Annotated in this window: 12 protein-coding genes and 1 tRNA gene; 7 read left to right on the top strand and 6 right to left on the bottom strand. The window is 64.4% G+C overall.

The genetic code is table 11. From position 1 onward, the window contains the following. Positions 1 to 55: 55 nt before the first annotated feature. Together POR01S_RS06880 and POR01S_RS06875 are read left to right on the top strand one after the other, a co-directional pair. Positions 56 to 1,444, top strand: a complete 1,389-nt coding sequence (locus POR01S_RS06880; RefSeq protein WP_042134740.1) for an MBOAT family O-acyltransferase — start codon at positions 56 to 58, stop codon at positions 1,442 to 1,444. Further along, on the top strand, positions 1,366 to 2,445 hold the full coding sequence (locus tag POR01S_RS06875; protein WP_255211805.1) for a hypothetical protein: 1,080 nt from the start codon (positions 1,366 to 1,368) through the stop codon (positions 2,443 to 2,445). Before POR01S_RS06880 ends, POR01S_RS06875 begins: the two co-directional genes overlap by 79 nt. Here the strand turns inward: POR01S_RS06875 and POR01S_RS06870 are convergent. Next, positions 2,426 to 3,886 (bottom strand): hypothetical protein, encoded by a 1,461-nt coding sequence (locus POR01S_RS06870; RefSeq protein ID WP_156045010.1) that lies wholly within the window; start codon positions 3,884 to 3,886, stop codon positions 2,426 to 2,428. The genes POR01S_RS06875 and POR01S_RS06870 overlap by 20 nt on opposite strands. Positions 3,887 to 3,927: 41 nt before the next feature. Continuing rightward, the gene (locus tag POR01S_RS06865) at positions 3,928 to 5,097 is read right to left on the bottom strand and encodes a glycosyltransferase family 4 protein (protein WP_042134733.1); all 1,170 of its coding nucleotides are present in this window, start codon (positions 5,095 to 5,097) and stop codon (positions 3,928 to 3,930) included. 380 nt (positions 5,098 to 5,477) lie between these two features. Between POR01S_RS06865 and POR01S_RS06860 the strand changes: the two genes are divergently transcribed. The 4 genes from POR01S_RS06860 (at position 5,478) to POR01S_RS06845 (ending at position 11,480) form a co-directional block, all read left to right on the top strand. Continuing rightward, positions 5,478 to 6,872, top strand: coding sequence for a glycosyltransferase family 4 protein (locus tag POR01S_RS06860; RefSeq protein ID WP_042134731.1), 1,395 nt, complete (start codon positions 5,478 to 5,480; stop codon positions 6,870 to 6,872). A 123-nt stretch (positions 6,873 to 6,995) separates the two neighbouring features. Next, positions 6,996 to 8,759: a type I secretion system permease/ATPase gene (locus POR01S_RS06855; protein WP_042134729.1), complete on the top strand. Its 1,764-nt coding sequence runs from the start codon at positions 6,996 to 6,998 to the stop codon at positions 8,757 to 8,759. Next, positions 8,759 to 10,081 carry an HlyD family type I secretion periplasmic adaptor subunit gene (locus POR01S_RS06850; RefSeq protein WP_042134727.1) on the top strand — a complete coding sequence of 441 codons (1,323 nt, stop codon included), beginning with the start codon at positions 8,759 to 8,761 and terminating at the stop codon, positions 10,079 to 10,081. Before POR01S_RS06855 ends, POR01S_RS06850 begins: the two co-directional genes overlap by 1 nt. A 4-nt stretch (positions 10,082 to 10,085) precedes the next feature. Beyond that, positions 10,086 to 11,480 carry a TolC family outer membrane protein gene (locus POR01S_RS06845; RefSeq protein ID WP_042134725.1) on the top strand — a complete coding sequence of 465 codons (1,395 nt, stop codon included), beginning with the start codon at positions 10,086 to 10,088 and terminating at the stop codon, positions 11,478 to 11,480. Positions 11,481 to 11,529: 49 nt separating this feature from the next. Here the strand turns inward: POR01S_RS06845 and POR01S_RS06840 are convergent. Beyond that, positions 11,530 to 11,605 (bottom strand) — tRNA-Thr (locus tag POR01S_RS06840). Between the two features lie 117 nt (positions 11,606 to 11,722). Here POR01S_RS06840 and POR01S_RS06835 point away from each other — a divergent pair. Then, positions 11,723 to 12,070: a hypothetical protein gene (locus tag POR01S_RS06835; RefSeq protein WP_042134723.1), complete on the top strand. Its 348-nt coding sequence runs from the start codon at positions 11,723 to 11,725 to the stop codon at positions 12,068 to 12,070. 152 nt (positions 12,071 to 12,222) lie between these two features. Here POR01S_RS06835 and betA read toward each other — a convergent pair whose 3' ends face one another. The 3 genes from betA to betI all read right to left on the bottom strand — a co-directional run bounded on the left by betA (position 12,223) and on the right by betI (position 16,379). Beyond that, positions 12,223 to 13,965 carry a choline dehydrogenase gene (gene betA, locus POR01S_RS06830; RefSeq protein ID WP_042134721.1) on the bottom strand — a complete coding sequence of 581 codons (1,743 nt, stop codon included), beginning with the start codon at positions 13,963 to 13,965 and terminating at the stop codon, positions 12,223 to 12,225. A 90-nt stretch (positions 13,966 to 14,055) separates the two neighbouring features. Beyond that, a complete protein-coding gene (gene betB, locus POR01S_RS06825; protein ID WP_042134719.1) occupies positions 14,056 to 15,528 on the bottom strand; it encodes a betaine-aldehyde dehydrogenase in 1,473 nt (490 codons plus the stop codon). A gap of 263 nt (positions 15,529 to 15,791) precedes the next feature. Then, positions 15,792 to 16,379, bottom strand: a complete 588-nt coding sequence (betI, locus tag POR01S_RS06820; protein ID WP_027597348.1) for a transcriptional regulator BetI — start codon at positions 16,377 to 16,379, stop codon at positions 15,792 to 15,794. Between the last annotated feature and the right edge of the window lie 139 nt (positions 16,380 to 16,518).

Raw genomic sequence — 16,518 nt, 5'->3', positions numbered from 1 at the left:
GCCCCGCTTCACGCCAGCGCCATCCGGCCCTCGTCCAACTGCCGCTACTCTCGCCATGGTCTTCAGCTCTTTCGCCTTCCTGCTGGTCTTCCTGCCGCTCGCCTTCCTGGGCTTTCTAGGGGCGCGTCGGCTGGGGCGGCAGAGCTCAGTCTTCTTTCTCCTAGGAGCCTCCTGGCTCTTCTATGCCTTCTGGGACTGGCGCTACCTCTTTCTGCTGCTGGCCTCCATGCTGGTCAACTATGGACTGGGCGTGCAGGTATGGCGACACCGCAGCCGGCGCTGGCTGGTGGGGGCCCTGGTCTTCAATCTGGGACTATTGGCCTACTACAAGTACCTGGGCTTCTTTGCCGGCATGGCCGGGCTGAGCCTGCCCGGCCAATGGGTGCTACCGCTGGCCATCTCCTTCTATACCTTCCAGCAGATCGCCTGGCAGGTGGATCTCTACCGCGGCCGGCTGGCGGCGCCGGGGCGGCTGGCCGATTTCATGCTGTGCGTGAGTTTCTTTCCGCACCTGATCGCGGGCCCGATCTGTCGGCCGAGCAGTCTGCTGCCACAGATCGAGCACGGGTTCGCCACTCGCCCCTGGCATTGGCAACTGGGCGCAACGCTGTTCGTACTGGGGCTGGCCAAAAAGGTGCTGCTCGCCGACAGCCTGGCGCCCGGGGTAGATGGCCTGTTCGACCTGGCCCAGCCGGCGGCGCCCCAGGTTGTGTTGGCCGCCCTGAGCTATGGCCTGCAGCTGTATTTCGACTTCTCTGGCTATGCCGATATGGCGGTGGGTCTGGGGCTAATGTTCGGGATCCGCTTGCCCATCAACTTCCGTTCTCCCTACCGCAGCCGTTCAATCATCGATTTCTGGCGGCGCTGGCATATTTCGCTGTCACGGTTTTTGCGGGATTACCTCTATATTCCTCTGGGCGGTAGCCGCCATGGGCGGGGCCGGCAGTGGCTGAGCCTGCTGATCACCATGCTCCTGGGTGGGCTCTGGCACGGCGCTGGCTGGCAATTCATCCTGTGGGGCGCCGCCCACGGCACCCTGCTCTGTCTGAATCACGCCTGGCGCTGGCTTTCGCCCTGGCGCCTGCCGGGGCCCCTGGCCTGGGCCTTGACGCTGGTGGTGGTGATGCTCGCCTGGATCCCGTTCCGGGCTAGTGACTTGGCGCATGCCCTAACCCTGCTCACCGCCCTTGGGCAGTGGAGCTGGCCAAGTCTGCCTGGGCCGGGGGTGTTGCTGGTGGAAGCTTCCGCCCTGCATCTCGATCGTTCGCTCTGGCTGGCGGCACCCCTGCTGCTGGGGGTATGCGTGGTGGCGCCACGCGCGTTCACCATCGCCTTGCGGTTGTCGCCGGTCTGGCGGGGTCTGGTATGCGCCATCCTTGTGCTGCTGGTAGCCAAGGCGATGCTCGCCCGCCCGGACCGAGCCTTTCTCTACTTCAATTTCTAGCGGTCATCATGCGACGTACCAGACGCTTTTTCCTGGGGGTATTCATTGGCTGCCTGTGCTTTGGCATCGCCTGGGTCGCACTGGTCGCAGGCCAGCTTGGCCGGCCTTTCGTCAACAACCTCTGGGTCGAGGGCGCCTATGCCAAGAAGCTGGCTCGCGCGGCGAGTGTGCAGGCGCCCAAGCTGGTGGTGGTCGCGGGATCCGGCGCCATGTTCGGCATCGACTCACCCCAGCTCGAGCAGGCCTTCGGCCGACCTGTGGTGAACCTGGGAGTCAATGCCGGCATCCTGAGTCCCTATCTGCTGATCTATGCACGTCAGGCGGTAAAGCCCGGGGACTGGGTACTGCTGCCGCTCGAGTACCCGCTCTATCACGATCGCTTCGAAGTGAACCAGGTCTACCTGGAATACTGGCTGAGTCATCCAGTGAGCTATGGCCTGAATCCCTGGCGACTGGCCAAGCTGTTGGCGATGACCCCGCTGGAACGCGTGGTACAGGGCTATCGCGGCGTGCCGCCAGGCTTTCAGGTGGCGGGACTCTACGGTGCGCAGCATCTGGATGAGCGGGGTGACCAGACGCTGAGTCGGCATGCAGAGCGCAGTCCAGAGTTGTTCGCCGGCGCGCTTCACTCAGGGGTCCAGCATTACGGTGCTCAGGCCACAGCGCTGAGTGGTAGCTGGAAGCTCTGGCAGGCCTTTGCCCTGGAGGTGGAAAAGGCCGGCGGCTGCGCGGTGTTCGTACCTCCCGCCATGCTCGATCGGCCTGCTTACCATGACGATCCGGTCGAGCGGGCCTTTTATGAGGGCCTTCCTGCAGCGGCCCGTGCACATGGCTTGACGTATCTGGGGCGACCGCTGGAGTTCATGTACCCGGCGGATGACTTCTTCGATACCAACTATCACCTGACGGCTGAGGCGCGCCAAAGACATACCGCACGGTTGATCGCCTTGTTACGGTCTTCGTCGGCGCATTGTGGTTTCGTCAGGGCCGCTGGAGGCTGACGGGACCCTTCCAGATCAGCAGGAATTTGCCATCGACCTTTTCCTGATGTTCCGGCACGCCAAGCTGGCGAATGGCATGGATGACCTGTTGCTCGGTATCGCAGATCAGAAAACTGCCACCGTTATGGTGCCATTCGGGCTTTGATAGCCAGTCGAAGGGTTTGGCCCCTTCGGCATCGATAACGATCGGTGATATTTCGGCATCTGAAACGACCGCGTTGACGCTGGCATTCCAGAAAGTCGCGTAACCGTCCTGCAGGTTGTGCTTGAGCAGTACCTGGGCGAGCGGAAAGCTGCGATTGGGCGTCGTGTAATCCCACTTCGGCACGGCCAGAAGGGTGGCTGCATAGGCAAGGGCAACACCACTGCCCAAGACGACCATCCTGCGTTCAACCAAGAGATGACGTCCCAAGGCGATAGCGCCGAGGATGAATACCGGGACCAGATAACGCGTAGTCATCAGGTTCACCGGCAGATTGCTCAGCACATAGGCGCCCAGCAGAATGGCCGCGCCTAGCAGGCAGCCGATGCTCAGCGTATCCAGTGCCCGTCGCTGCCTGGCGATCCAGTAGAGCGCACCGAAGAAACCAAAGGCCACCGCGGCGTGGAAGGCCTTGCTCAGGCCGCCGCGCGAAAAGATCCGCTGATCAAAGAACTCGGCGTCGAAGAACGCCAGCACGCCTTGCAGGGTCAGTTCGAGGTTTTGCCATAGGGCGGCGTAGCTTGCGAATCTCAACGGTGGCAAGCCAGGCGTGGTGAAGCCGCCCGCGGCCTTGACCGCTAGGGCCAGAAGCTTGGCCAGGAGTACCGCCTCGATGCAGCTGGCGATGACCCACCCCAGTTTCGGGTTGTGGCGCATCTTGATCAGGACGGCGGCGAGCAGCGGCAGCAGCAGAACGTAGCGAACGATGTCGTCGCTGAAGAGCACGAGGCCGAGCAACAGGGTCAGCAGGGCCAGACGCCAACGATCCTGGCGCTCTTCGTAGGTCTCCACCAGCCACCAAGCCAGCAAGGTCGCCAAATAGGCGCCCATGTGGATGCAGGGGACCAGCAGCAGATTGCTGGCGAAAAAGCCGGGTGCGGCCACGATCACCAGGGGCGGTAGCCCCGCGATACCGCGCTTGCGAACGATGAGGTGGGCCGCGACCACCACCACGGCGGCGAGCAGCATCCCGGGTACCACATAGGCCCAGCTCAGGTGCCAGCCAAACACCTTGATCAGCAGCGCGTACGGCAGGACTTCGGTGAAGTAGAAGGAGACCGTGGACAGATTCCAGCCGCTCAGCAGCACATTGCCGGCAGCGATGTCCTGGGCTTCGAGCAGCGCCGATGCGGCGTCGGAGTTGAGCGGTACCTGAGTGGCGAAGCAGGAATAGAGTACCGACAGTGCGATGAAACTCAGCAGGTACCAGGCGGTACTGGATTTCAATGAAACAGACATCAGCTCTTCTCGTATAGGTCTTGCCGGTTATGCCCAGGCGCTCACGGCGCGGCTGCGGTAAGGCTGGCGATGAGATCCTCGACCCGATTGGACCAGGTCATTTCTCGCGTACGGACGGTGCCGGCCGCGGTCAGTTGGTCGCGCAGGTCCGAGTCGTCGAGCAGACGCTTGAGGCCCGCTGCTATCGACGACTCATCCAGGGGGTCGACCAATACCGCAGCGCCCCCTGCGACTTCGGGCATCGAGCTTACAGTGGAGGTCAGGACTGGGCAGCCGGCGGCCATGGCTTCAGCGATGGGCATGCCATAGCCCTCATACAGCGAGGGGTATGCCAACAGCGTCGCGTTAGCATAGAGCGCGGGAATATGGCGCTGATCGACATAGCCGAGGAACCGCAACTCACCTGCTTCTTGCAGCCTGGCCATCAGCTCGGCCAGCTCCGAATTCTGCCAGCCGGGTGCGCCCGCCAGGACCAGTGGATAACGCTGCCGCAGGGCATGCGGCAGGCTTTCGAACGCCCGTAGCAGACGTGCGAGATTCTTGCGTGGCTCAAGGGTCGCCACCGAAAGAATGAACTGCTCCGGAAGGCCCAGGTGCTGGCGGCATTCCTGGCGCTGGGCAGCGGTGATGTTGAAGAAGTCGGCGGCGATACCGGGGCTGACCAGGTCCACGGGCTTTTTCAATTGCAGCGTGTCGACCAGATCGTTGCGGATGAACTCCGAGATCGTGATCAGGCGCGTGGAAGCCTCGATGGTGTGAGGGATCAGACGCCGCATTTCGTCGATGCGAGCTGGGGGATGCAATTCTGGATGACGAAGGTGCGAAAGGTCATAGAGCGTGGCAACGCTGGGGCCCTTGAAAGGCAGCAGAAAATAGCCGGGCTCCCAGTAGACGTAGCCATCCAGCTGTGCGCCCCATGGGCGAAAAGCCTTGTTCAACCGTGCCCGGTAGAGCCGGCGCAGCCAGGGACGATACCCGAGCCACCGCCGGAGCCGGCCATAGCGTAGCCGGGTAGGCGACGGCGCCTCGCCTTCGGCCAGGTGCTGGAGCTTTGCGCGCAAGGCGGCGCGGTCCATGAGGCCGTCGTCACCATAGGCCTTGATGTCTTCCACCGCGGGATGATCGACGAGCTGCTCCAGCAAATGCAGCGTATAGCGCCCAATACCGGTCATTGGCGGCTTGAGAACATTGATGGAAACGAAGACATTCATGTTGGCTCGACAGCTCTGGTTGAACGCAACCCTCACGCGAGGACGGGTGAAGGGCGTCGGGACGGCTCTGCCGTAGGATCGGTCCGGATGCCTTTCAGGCGTTCTAGACCAACCGGGCAGCCCTGGCGCAAAGCCAGGCATTATCCGGGCTGACCACGATTAGTCCACGTCTGGTAGCAGTTTTATGACCTGCTCTGGCGCTGGTGAGACGACCGGACTGGGCGCTGTGTGCCCTGGGCCTTATAATCGCCCGCCAATTTTGTCCCTACGGATCCAGACGCCGGCCCCTGCAGTTTTCCGGTTGGCGCTCCTTCATTTCGGCCTTCCATCGGCCCTTCTCTGGCAGGCCTGCCGGGCCTAGCGAGGATTTGCGAGTTGCCATGCGTCTACTGATCGAATGCACCTACGTCTACGAACACCCTTCTGACAACTCCGGTATCCAGCGGGTGGTGCGTAACGTCATCAAGCAGCTGCCGCACCTGGAGCCCTCGGTCGAGTGCATTCCGGTCATGATGAAGCACGATCAGCTCTACCGGGTGAACAGCCTGGAGCCGTTGGAGGTCGACGAGGGCCGGATCCGTCGCCGGCAGTGGATCGGCCGCCTGGATCGCCTGCAGGATCGCTTCTGGCGCTGGCACGACCGCGTCGAGCAGAAGCTGCCCTACGCCGACCGCTCCCTGCTGCTGCGCCGCCTGTGGTACTGGCCGTGCCGCGCGACCAGCCAGGTCATCCAGTGGCCGCTGAACATTCTGCGCGAGCAGGACTATAAGGCGGGTGAAGAGCCCGAGCGCGCCACCCCGCTGGACATCGAGCCCGGCGACCAGCTGGTGCTGTTGGACTCCTCCTGGCACGCCGATTTCTTCAAGCTCGCCGAATCGCTCAAGGCACGCGGCGTGGGCATCGTCTCGGTGATGTACGACCTGATCCCGCTCACCCATCCGCAGTTCTGCGACAACCACCTGGTCAAGGTCTTCGATGAGTGGTTCGACTGGATCGCCCGCACCGCGGACGGCTTCATGGCCATCTCCCAGACCATCAGCCAGGAAGTCGAGGCGGAATTGCGCCTGCGCCGCGGCGCCGCGGCCGAGCGCCAGTGGCATGGCTATTTCCAGCTGGGCTCTGAGCTCGACCTGAATGGCAGTGGCGCGGCCTGCGATCCGGAGCTCAAGCGTCTGTTCGACGGCAAGACCCCGGTGTACCTGATGGTCAGCACCATCGAGCCGCGTAAGAACCACGCCTATCTGCTCGACGCCTTCGACCTGCTCTGGGCCAGGGGCGCCGATGTGCGCCTGTGCATCATCGGCAAGGTGGGCTGGAAGACCGAGGCACTGATCGAGCGCATCAAGACCCATCCGGAATACCGGCGGCGGCTGTTCATGTTCAATGGCGCCAACGACACCAGCCTGGAATACGCCTATGCCCATGCCCGGGCCCTGGTGTTCCCCTCCTATGTGGAAGGCTTCGGTCTGCCGCTGGTGGAAGCCATGCAGCGCGGCCTGCCGGCCATGGCCAGCGACATCCCCGTGTTCCGCGAGGTGGGTGGGGATTTCATGGCCTATTTCGAACTGCAGGACCCGGCGTCCCTGGCCGCTCAGGTAGAGCGCTACGAAGCCGAAGGCAGCTTCCCGTCCGCACGTCCGCTGCAGGACTGGGCCTGGGTCGGTTGGCGCGAAGCCTCGCTGCAGCTGGTGGAGCGCACCCGCCAGGGCATCCTGCAGCAGCGCCATCTGCCGGCCAGCGATACCGTCGAGACCCCGGATATAAGGCAGGCTTAAGGCTCTGGACCCGGTCATCGGGTAGGATCGCGGGCTCCGCTGGTAGGGGGAACACCCCTCAAAAACCTGTGATAGAGTCCGCACCCTGCGGTTTTGTTCCTTCTTGTCCCCGCTGGTATCTGCATGCAATCCAAACCCAAGACAGATCTCGAGCAGGCGTTGATTGCCTGCAAGGGCAGCTTTCTAACGGTCGGCTTTTTCAGCCTCTTCATCAACCTGCTGCTGCTCGTCCCTTCCTTCTACATGCTGCAGGTCTACGACCGTGTCCTGAGCAGCAGCAGCATCACCACGCTGGTGATGCTCACCCTGATCATGCTGCTGCTGATGGCGACCTACGGCGCCCTGGAATGGATCCGTTCGCGCATCCTGGTGCGGGTTTCCACCCGCCTGGATCTGGTGCTCAACGAGCGCCTCTATGACGCCAGCTTCAAGCAGGCGCTCTACACCGGCGGCGCCCAGGCCTCGGCGCAACCGCTCAATGACCTGACGGGTCTGCGCCAATTCCTGACCGGGCAGGGGCTGTTCGCCTTCTTCGACGCCCCCTGGCTGCCGATCTACATCGCGGTCATGTACTTCTTCCACCCCCTGTTCGGTGCCCTCACCGTGCTCGGCGCCATCCTGCTGATCCTGCTGGCCTATGCCAACGAGAAGCTGACCGGCAAGCGACTGGCCGAGGCCAACCAGGAAAACGCCCGCGCGACCCAGTTCACCACCAAGAACCTGCGCAACGCCGAGGTGGTGGCCTCGATGGGCATGATGCCCAGCCTGTTCAAGCAGTGGCGCAAGCGCAACACCAACGTGCTGGCCCTGCAGGCGCGCGCCAGCGAGCACGGCGGCGCCCTGAGCAACCTGTCCAAGACCCTGCGCATGGTGCTGCAGTCGCTGATCCTGGGTCTGGGTGCCTGGCTGGTCATCGACCACCAGATCACCCCCGGCCTGATGACCGCCGGCTCCCTGCTGCTGGGTCGTGCCCTAGCGCCTATCGATCTGATGATCGGCAGCTGGAAGGGCTTCATTTCCGCCCGTGGCCAGTACGCCCGCCTCAACGAGATGATGCGCAACGTGCAGGCCGAACCGCCGCGCATGTCGCTGCCGGCGCCCAAGGGCAATATCTCGGTCGAGCAACTGATCCTGACCCCACCGGGTGCCTTCCAGCCCGTGCTCAAGGGCGTGTCCTTCAACGTCACCGCCGGTGCCTCGGTCGGCATTCTCGGCGCCAGCGCGGCCGGCAAGTCGACCCTGGCCCGCGCGCTGCTGGGCATCTGGCCGGCGCAAAGCGGCAAGGTACGCCTGGACGGCGCCGACATCGCCCAGTGGAAACGCGAAGAACTCGGTCCGTACATTGGCTACCTGCCGCAGGACATCGAACTGTTCGACGGCAGCATCAGCGACAACATCGCCCGCTTTGGCCAGGTGGATGCCAAGGCCGTGGTCGAGGCCGCTGAACTGGCCGGCGTGCACGAGATGATCCTGCGCCTGCCCCAGGGCTACGACACCATCATCGGCGCCAACAGCGGCGCCCTTTCCGGTGGTCAGCGCCAACGTATCGGTCTGGCTCGCGCCGTCTACGGCAATCCGCGACTGGTGGTGCTGGACGAACCCAACTCCAACCTCGACGAGGCAGGCGAGAAGGCGCTGGGTGCGGCGCTGCTGCGCCTCAAGCAGACCGGTGCGACGCTGTTCATCGTGACCCATCGCGTCAGCGTCCTGGCCTATGTCGACAACCTCATCGTGATGAACGATGGCCAGATCGTCATGTCCGGTCAGCGTGATCAGGTCCTGGCGCAACTGCAGGGCCGCCCCGCGGCAACGCCCGTGGCCGCCGCTGAAACCGAGTCCCTGCCCAAAACCGATGGCAGCGCCGAGCAATCGGGAGGTATGGCCTGATGAATACCCAGTATCTCGCTGAAGCCGAGGCCGAAGGCCTGAAGATTTCTGATAAGCCGGTCCGTCGACTGGGCTATATCATCCTGATCGTCGTCTTTGGTCTGGGCGGGCTCTGGGCCGGTCTGGCCCCGCTCGACAGTGCCGTGCTCGCCCAGGGCTATCTGACCATCAAGAGCTCGCGCAAGACCGTGCAGCACCTGGAAGGCGGCATCGTCAAGGAGCTGATGGTCCACGACGGTGATCACGTCAAGGCCGGCGATACCCTGATGCGCCTGGACGATACCCAGGCCCGCGCCCAGCTCGAGGCGGCGCGCAGCCAGCTGATCGCCTCCCAGGCGCTGGAAGCGCGGCTGATCGCCGAACGCGACGACCGCGACGACGTGACCTTCGGCGCCAGCGACTTCCCCGAGGACGACAAGCGCGTCCGCGAGGCCCGCAACAGCGAACGGCAGATCTTCCTGGCCCAGCGCGCTGCGCGCCTGGGTGAGATCGAGGTGCTCAAGAACAAGAGCGCCGAACTCGAACAGCAGATCCGCGGCTTTTCGGCGGTCATTCAGAGCAAGCAGGGCCTGTCGCAGTCCTATGGCAGCGAAATCAAGGACCTGAGCGAGCTGCTCAAGCAGGGCTACGTCAACAACGAGCGCCTGCGCGACCAGGAACGCAACCTCTCGCGCCTGCAGGCCGAGATCGCCGATCAGCAATCGGCCATCGCCCGCGCCAAGGTGCAGATGGGTGAAACCAAGCTGCAGATCCTGCAGACCACGCAGAAATTCAAGTCGGACGTGGCCAATAAGCTGGCCGAGACCCAGTCGCGCATCTATGAATTGCGCGAGCGGGTAGGGGCCTTGCAGGACACGGTGAATCGGACGGTGATCAAGGCCCCGGTCGACGGCATGGTCATGGGCCTGGCGGTGCATACCATCGGCGGCGTCGTGGCGCCCGGTACCCACCTGCTGGACATCGTGCCGCTCGGCGCCGACCTGCTGGTCGAGGTCGAGGTGCAGCCGAACGATATCGACCGTATCGAGCTGGGCAAGCTGGCCGAAGTGCGCTTCAGTGCCTTCAAGAACGCCACCACCCCCATCCTGGAAGGCGAGGTCGTCTACATTTCCGCCGACCGCTTCACCAACGAGCGGACCGGTGCGCCCTATTACCTGGCGCGCGTGACCCTGACCGACAAGGGCCGGGCCGACCTGGGCCGTCGCGAGCTGGTGCCGGGGATGCCGGCCGAGGTGCTGATCAACACCGGCGCCCGTACCCTGCTCAACTATCTGCTCAAACCGGCGCGCAATGCCATGGCGCGCTCGATGATCGAGGAGTAAGGCGATGTTCAAGCCCGCCCGACTGCTTCTCGCCCTGGGCCTGGCCCTGCCGCTGCTGGGTCAGGCGGCGCCCGTCGCCACCCATGAGCCGGCGGCCTACCTGGATCTCTGGCAGCTGTACCAGAAGACCATGGAATCCGATCCCCGCATCGGCGGTGCGGATGCCCAGGTCAAGGCCAGTCAGGGGCAGCAGGACGGTGCCTTCGGCCAGATGCTGCCGCAGCTGAGCGGCGGCGCCTCCACCAGCCGCATCAAGCGCACCGAAGGCCCGCAGACGCTGTTCTACGACGGCCAGACCTACAACCTGAGTCTGACCCAGGCGATCTACAACCCGGCCGCCTGGCGCGGCTTCAAGAAGTACAGCGAACTCACCAAGCAGTATCGCTCGCTGGCCGAAGATACCCGCATCCAGTCCGCTGCGGATGTGGTCCAGCGCTATTTCGCCGCTCTGGCGGCCGAGGATGAACTGGAGCTGGCCACCGCCGAGCGCAAGGCGACCCAGCGCAACCTCGACAGCGTCTCGGCGCTGTTCGACCGGCAGCTGGCGACCATCACCGACAAACTGCAGCTGTCCGCGCGTGTGGACAGCCTGAAGACCGCGGAAATCGAAGCCAAGAACCAGATCCAGGTGACGCGCGAAGCCCTGGCCGAGCTGGTCGGGCGGGACATCTACCAGCCCTTCAAGCGCATTGATGACCGCACCCTCTTCACCGCCTTGCCGGGTACGGAAACCGACTGGGTGCGGTCGGCCATCAATCACAACCCGGCGCTGCAGGCCAAGCAGGAAGCCTTGAATTCGGCGGAGTACGCCGTCAGCGAGGCCAAGGCCGGTCACCTGCCCACCCTGAGTCTGCAATTCGGCGCCCAACGCAGTGACTTCGCCTACGAGAACGTGATCGCCGCTGACGTCGTCGATACCTATTCGGCCAGCCTCAATCTGCAGATTCCGATCTACAGCGGTGGCTCGGTGAGCGCCCGGACGCGGAGTCTGTACGGCTCCCAGGAATCGGCCGAGGAAGACTACGAAGCGGTGCGCCGCCAGGTGGTCAAGGAAACCAAGACCGCCTACCTGAAGAGCTTTGCCAGCCTGAGCAAGATCGAGTCGTCGCGCAATGCGTTGAACTCGGCGGTCAAGGCGCGCGAGGCGAGCGAGAAGTCCTTCTCCTTTGGCGCGGCTACCGCGGTGGACGTGCTGAATGCGGTGCGCCAGGAGTACAGCGCCCGGCGCGACTACCTGCGCGCGCAATACGACTTCATCACCAACCAGCTGGTCCTGCTGCGCTGGAGCGGTGACTTCAAGGATGCCGACATCCAGCGCATCAATGCCTGGCTGACCGTGCCCAAGCCCGACGAGACGCGCAAGACAGGGCTCAAGCCGGAAGAGGCTGACAAAGGCTGAAAGTTTTCAGTGGACAGCAAAAAGCCCGCCATTAGGCGGGCTTTCAATATGGTGCCGGCACCAGGAGTCGAACCCGGGACCTACTGATTACAAGTCAGTTGCTCTACCAGCTGAGCTATACCGGCAAGGGGACGTCATTATAGCCATGGGAAAGCCCTTGTAAACCAAGGATGTGCGACGGTTAAGGCTGGCGTAAGCCAGCTGCGGCTAAAATGGCGCAAAGAGCTTGCGAGGAGCCGCTGATGAGAACCAAAACCCTGGCCTTCCTGGCCGCTGCCCTGACCGGTTGCACCAGCCAGGCGAATCTTGAACGCAATCCGCCCATGGAGCTGCGCACCGGCAAGAGTGCCGAGGACTATCGCACCTGCCTGGTGACCGGTCTGGAAAAGGACGGCCGCCATGTGCTGGTCCAGCCACAAGGCAGCAGTGGGCAGCGGGTGCTGGTGGACAGCAAGGTGCCGGGCGCCACGGCGGCCATCATCGACATCGGGTCGGCGTCGCGCGGCACCCGTATCCAGTTGCGTGAGCAGATGGCCAACAATCCACTGCGGCCGCGGACCATTCTGACGGCGGTGAAGGATTGTCTGTGAGGTGAGAGGCTGGGCGGCCCTCACCCCGGCCCTCTCCCAAGGGGAGAGGGGGAAGAGCGGGCTGTCTTGCCGAACCCCTTGCCAGACGATTCGAAGAGCCAGATACAAGAAGGGCGCCCGCGGGCGCCCTTCTTGCGTTCGGCTGCCTGGGATCAGGCGGCCGGCTGGTTGCGGCGCTGCGGGACCGGCTCGGCGGCGCGCTGGCCGTTGACGTCACGCAGCGGGGTACCCCGTACCGGGGCGCCGTTGGCGACGTAGTAGGCGGCATTGCTGCGCGGCAGCGGGGCGCGACCGCGGATTTTGTCGGCGATCTTCTCGGCGATCATGATGGTCGGGGCATTGAGGTTGCCCGTCGCGATGATCGGCATGATGGAGGCGTCCACCACGCGCAGGCCTTCCAGGCCGTGCACGCGACCGGCGCCATCGACCACCGCCATGTCGTCGGTACCCATCTTGTTGGAGCAGGACGGGTGATAGGCGGTCTCGGCGTGGGAGCGCACGAAGGCATCCAGCTGGGCGTCGGTCACGCAATCGCGGCCCGGGTTGATCTCTTCGCCACGATAGGGATCCAGCGCCGGCTGCTGCATGATTTCGCGGGTCAGGCGAATGCCGTCGCGGAATTCGCGCCAGTCCTGCTCGGTGCTCATGTAGTTGAACAGGATGCTCGGATGCTGGCGCGGATCGCGCGAGGTCAGTTCAATGCGACCGCGGCTGGGCGAACGCATGGAGCCGACGTGGGCCTGGAAGCCATGGGCCTCGATGGCGTTGGTGCCGTTGTAATTGATGGCGATCGGCAGGAAGTGGTACTGGATGTTGGGCCAGTCGAATTCTTCGCTGGAGCGGATGAAGCCGCCCGCCTCGAAGTGGTTGCTGGCGCCCAGGCCGGTGCCCTTGAGCATCCATTCCAGACCGATCTGCGGCTGGTTGTACCACTTCAGCGCCGGGTACAGCGAGACCGGCTGCTTGCACTCGTACTGCAGGTACATCTCAAGGTGGTCCTGCAGATTCTGGCCGACGCCCGGCAGGTCGTGGACCAGCGGGATGTCGAAGCGCCGCAGCAGCGGCGCGGGGCCGACGCCGGAGCGTTGCAGGATCTGCGGCGAGGCGATGGCGCCGGCGCAGAGCAGGACTTCGCGGCGGGCGCGCACGGTGATGGCTTCCAGGGAATCGCCCTTCATGTAGGCGACGCCGTTGGCGCGCTTGCCCTCGAAGAGGATGCGATCGGTGGTGGCGTGGGTGACGATGGTCAGATTCGGGCGCCCTTTGGCCTGATCCAGATAGCCACGCGCGGTGCTGGAGCGACGGCCGTTCGGGGTGACGAAGCGGTCCATGGGGCCGAAGCCTTCCTGCTGATAGCCGTTGAGGTCTTCGGTGCGCGGATAGCCCGCCTGGACACCGGCTTCGACCATGGCTTCGAACAGCGGATTGGTATTCGGCTTGGCGGTGGTCACCGAGACCGGACCCTCGCCGCCGTGCCAGTCGTTGGCACCGGCATCGCGCTTCTCGGCCTTGCGGAAGTAGGGCAGGCAGTCGAGGTAGGTCCAGTCGTCCAGGCCGTCGAGTTGCGCCCAGTTGTCATAGTCCAGGGCGTTGCCGCGGATGTAGCACATGCCGTTGATCAGCGAGGAGCCGCCCAGGCCCTTGCCGCGGCCGCATTCCATCCGGCGGTTGTCCATGTGCGGCTCGGGCTCGGTCTGGTAGGCCCAGTTGTACTGCTTGCCCTGCAGCGGATAGGCCAGGGCGGCCGGCATCTGGGTGCGGAAGTCCAGGCGGTAGTCGGGGCCGCCGGCTTCCAGCAGCAGGACGGTGACGTCCTTGTCTTCGGTCAGCCGGGTGGCCAGGACGTTGCCGGCCGAGCCGGCGCCTATGACGATGTAGTCGAATTCGTGTGCCATGAAAAAGTCTCCTCCTGACGGCGGGTGGGGTCGGGCCCCAGCCCCGGACCCTCTCCAGCGGAGAGGGGAGAACAGCGCTGCCTGAGCGGCTTAGAAGATCGAGGCGTAGTCGCCCAGCTCGACCTGCACCGACTTGATGCGGGTGTAGTGGCCGAGGGTGGTGAGGCCGTTTTCGCGACCGACGCCGGAATGCTTGTAGCCACCCACCGGCATCTCGGCGGGGGATTCGCCCCAGGTGTTGATCCAGCAGATGCCGGCTTCCAGGCGATGGATCATGCGATGGGCGCGGGCCAGGTCACGGGTGACCACGCCGGCGGCCAGGCCGTACTCGGTGTCGTTGGCGCGCCGCACCACCTCGTCCTCGTTGGCATAGGCCAGGATGCTCATGACCGGGCCGAAGATCTCTTCGCGGGCGATGGCCATGTCGTCACGGCAATCGGTGAAGACGGTGGGGGCGACGAAGTTGCCCTTGGCCAGTTCGCCCTGGGTGACGCGCTCGCCACCGGTGAGCAGGCGGGCGCCTTCGGCCTGGCCCTGGGCGATGTAGCCCAGCACCTTTTCCATGTGCGGGGTGCTGACCAGCGGACCGAAGTTGGTCTCGGCGGCCAGGGGATCGCCCAGCTTGATGCGCTTGACCCGCTCCACCACCTTGGCCTCGAAGTCGGCCTTGAGCGCCTGGGGCACGAAGACGCGGGTGCCATTGGTGCAGACCTGGCCGGAGCTGAAGAAGTTGGCCATGACGGCGATGTCGGCGGCGCGCTCCAGGTCGGCGTCGTCACAGACGATCAGCGGCGACTTGCCGCCCAGCTCCATGGTGACTTCCTTAAGGGTCGAGCCGGCGGCGCTGGCCATGACCTTCTTGCCGGTGGCGACGCCGCCGGTAAAGGAGATCTTCTCGATGCCGGGATGCTCGGTCAGGGCCACGCCGACTTCCGGGCCGACGCCATTGACCACGTTGAAGACGCCGTCGGGCAGACCGGCCTCGGTGTAGATCTCGGCCAGCTTCAGCGCGGTCAGCGGGGTGACTTCGCTGGGCTTGAAGATCATGGCGTTGCCGGCGGCCAGGGCCGGGGCGGATTTCCACAGGGCGATCTGGATTGGGTAGTTCCAGGCGCCGATGCCGGCGACCACGCCCAGCGGCTCGCGGCGGGTATAGACGAAGGAGGTCTCGCGCAGCGGGATCTGCTCGCCTTCCAGGGCCGGCACGAGGCCTGCGTAGTACTCGAGCACGTCGGCGCCGGTGACGATGTCGACGGCCTGGGTCTCGGACAGGGCCTTGCCGGTGTCGAGGGTTTCCAGCAGCGCCAGTTCGTCGTTGCGCTCACGGAGGATATCCACGGCCTTGCGCAGGATGCGCGAGCGCTGCATGGCGGTCATCGCGGCCCAGACCTTCTGGCCGGCAGCGGCGGCGGCTACCGCCTTGTCCACGTCGGCGCGGCTGGCGCTCTGCACCGTGGCGAGCACCTCGCCGGTGGCGGGATTCAGGGTTTCGAAGGTGGTACCACCGGTGGCGGCGACATAACGGCCACCGATGTACAGCTGCTGTTCGGCGAAACGGGCCATGGACGTTCTCCCAAGCTGGGCGGGCGCCGTGGCACCCGCAAGGAACACAGGGGGCGCGAAAGAAAGGTCTCTCTGCGCCAGCGATAGATCCAGTCTACTTAATTTTTATTGAACGTTCAATCAATGAAAAATTCACAGGCGTGCCGAAACGGGGCGATGGGCGGCCCAGAGCGGTTCTGGCGAAGCGGGGAGGGAGCGGGAGACGCAGGAGGAGAGCCCCGCGCCGAGTGGACGGGGCGGGGCCTGGGCGGCGATAGAGGGGGTCAGGCCTTGGCCAGTTGCAGGTCCAGGTAGTCGTAGGCGATCTGCAGGGCCTGCTGGGTGTTGAAGGTGTCGCCGGAAAGGGCGCCGCGCAGCCAGAGGCCGTCGATGATGGCGGCCAGGCCGCGGGCCGAGGCGCGCGCCTGCTCGTGGGGCAGGAGGCGGCGGAATTGCCAGCAGAGGTTGGAATAGAGGCGCAGGTCGTTGATGCGTTGCAGCCGGCGCAGATTGGGCTGGTGCATGCTGGTGGCCCAGAAGGCCAGCCAGGTCTTCATGGCCGGGCCGCTGACCTGGGTATCGTCGAAGTTGCCCTGGATGATGGCGCGCAGGTTGGCGGCGGGGTCGTCACCGGGCAGGGCGGCACGGCGTTCGCGCACGGCCTGGCGCAGGGCATTCATCAGATGCCGCATGGTGGCTTCGAGCAGGCCATTCTTGTCCTGGAAGTAGTGGCTGATGATGCCGTTGGAGACCCCGGCCTTGCGGGCGATAAAGGCGATACTGGCGTCGCCCATGCCGACTTCGTCGACGGCTTCGAGGGTCGCGGCAATGAGCTGCGAACGGCGGATGGGCTGCATCCCGACCTTGGGCACGAGGCATCTCCTGGACAGAGCGGAAGGAGCCTCGGAGGGTAACTATTTTTTATTGAACGTTCAATCAATAAAAACGCTCACGACCTCCTGGATTGTGCCCTCGCCAAGGCGGCAATACCAGTCCTGACGGGTGGTTACT

The organism is Pseudomonas oryzihabitans NBRC 102199, assembly GCF_000730625.1.
Lineage (GTDB): Bacteria > Pseudomonadota > Gammaproteobacteria > Pseudomonadales > Pseudomonadaceae > Chryseomonas > Chryseomonas oryzihabitans.
This window is presented reverse-complemented; position numbering and strand designations above follow the sequence as displayed.